This window comes from Trabulsiella guamensis ATCC 49490 (genome assembly GCF_000734965.1).
Taxonomy (GTDB): Bacteria; Pseudomonadota; Gammaproteobacteria; order Enterobacterales; family Enterobacteriaceae; genus Trabulsiella; species Trabulsiella guamensis.
In genome coordinates, this window is the sequence record NZ_JMTB01000139.1 from 1 (window position 1) to 1,844 (window position 1,844).

Here is a 1,844-nt window from a genome sequence, read left to right on the forward strand (position 1 = left end):
ACAGGGGGCTGCCGGTGGAGACATGAATGCGGCGATCGCGGGTGCGGCAGCGCCTTATGTTGCTGAAGTCATCGGACATCAGTCTGGTCTTGAGGGCATGAGTAAAGTGGCAGCCCATGCCGTGGCAAATGCGGTCCTGGCGTCCATGCAGGGGCAGAATGCGCTGGCGGGTGCGGCAGGTGCCGCTACCGGTGAACTCGTCGGGATGATAGCGCTGGAAGTGTACAACAAACCGCTCAGTGAACTCAGCGAAACAGAGAAACAGACCATCAGTGCACTGGCAACCATCGCATCCGGTATAGCGGGTGGGCTGGCAGGAGACAGCACCTCATCTGCGCTGGCCGGGGCCCAGTCAGGCAAGACAACTGTGGATAATAATGCGTTATCTAACTGGGGAAGTTTAATTCCACCAAGAGTTGAGCAGGATGCTTCTTTGGCTTTTGATCTTGGGATGAAAGGTCAGAAAACAGAGGAGATTGGCAATGCTATAGATGCTTCGCATATGGGACCTTCATGGGGAACAACTGCAAAAGTACACCCTACAGGACAAATTAGTGGGGATTTTGCAATAGGTACAGTAGGGCATACTTACTCTGCGAGTGTAGATGATAATCATCTGTCTATTAATGGCGGAGATGTGTACGGGCTTGGTGCTCATGGAGGTGCCACCATAGGGCTATCATTTGGTCCATATTTCCCCGGTATTGTAGGCTCTCCAGCGCATGATTATTCTGTTAATGCAGGGGCTGGCGCAATATCATTGGGATTATCTGGTAGTAAGGATGGTGTAGGTTTTACATTTGGTGTTGGTCCATCCTGGGGGTTAAGTGCAACTAAAGTTGGTGACGTTGATATCAATGCCAACACCTCAGAGGAGCTATATCGCTATGATTTCAAATAACTTTTATTATTACGCACTCTTATTCACCTCAGTGTTTTTTATGTTGCTTTTTTTTGTTTTTTTTGTTCTCTTTATATATAAAGAATTGGGGGGAGTTAAGATAGGTCGGGATTCTTTTTTATTTTTCGATTATATGTTATTTGGCACCGGCTGGAAGGCTAACATCCCAGCCCTGTCAGTATTTTTTATTACATTTTTGAGTGTAGTTCAGGATTACATACTGAATTCTGATTTCAAAGCCATTCGAGCAAATGTCATAGGTATTTTGGCGGCTTTTTTATTATTTATTCATTGCAGATATTTATCTGGCGTGCATTATAACAATGATGGAAAAATCAAATTCCTAAAGGAGTTTTTTTTTGGGGGGGGGGTGAAACTGCATTTTGTAGTTTTATGGTTATCTCGATTGTTATATATCGCATTTTTTATTTTGCATTATTACAAGGATGGATATTAAAACAAATATTTGGCGGAGTCATAGCAGGTTTTGTGTGTTGATGCATATATTTCTGGAATAGAAAAAAACAGGAGATTAAAAATGAAAATTAAATTACTGGCAGTATTACTGTTATCATCAATGGTAAGTGAGATAGCGTTTGCTGATAATCATTCTGTATCTATTGGTTATGCCCAAAGCAAAGTACAGGATTTTAAAAACATCCGTGGCGTAAATCTGCAATATCGCTATGAGTTTGATTCCCCGCTGAGTGCTCTTGCTTCATTCTCATATATGAGTGGTGATGATAAGCAAAACTATTTCCTCTCCGGCGACTCAGTTGATAACCGCATTGATGCCAAATACTACTCTCTTCTGGTTGGCCCTGCATATCGTATCAATGAATATGTTTCATTGTATGTACTGGGCGGTATTGCTCACGTCAAAGCAACAGGAAAAACTCGCTGGATAAATGTCAATGATGATTATGTGAATCACGAAAACACC

The 1,844-nt window shown here is 42.7% G+C and carries 3 protein-coding genes; all 3 read left to right on the plus strand.

Annotated elements, in window-relative coordinates; genetic code table 11:
- The coding region (locus GTGU_RS23050; protein ID WP_038163280.1) for a polymorphic toxin type 25 domain-containing protein at positions 1-901 on the plus strand (901 nt) is incomplete at its 5' end.
- Positions 888-1,358 carry a hypothetical protein gene (locus GTGU_RS23055; RefSeq protein WP_038163293.1) on the plus strand — a complete coding sequence of 157 codons (471 nt, stop codon included), beginning with the start codon at positions 888-890 and terminating at the stop codon, positions 1,356-1,358. The genes GTGU_RS23050 and GTGU_RS23055, both read left to right, overlap by 14 nt.
- An 81-nt stretch (positions 1,359-1,439) precedes the next feature.
- Positions 1,440-1,844: Ail/Lom family outer membrane beta-barrel protein (locus GTGU_RS23060; protein ID WP_038163296.1), on the plus strand; the 405-nt coding region annotated here is incomplete at its 3' end.

Excerpts from the sequence above, each read along its gene's own strand:
- GTGU_RS23055 (WP_038163293.1), top strand. The coding sequence starts at position 888 with ATGATTTCAAATAACTTTTATTATTACGCACTCTTATTCACCTCAGTG.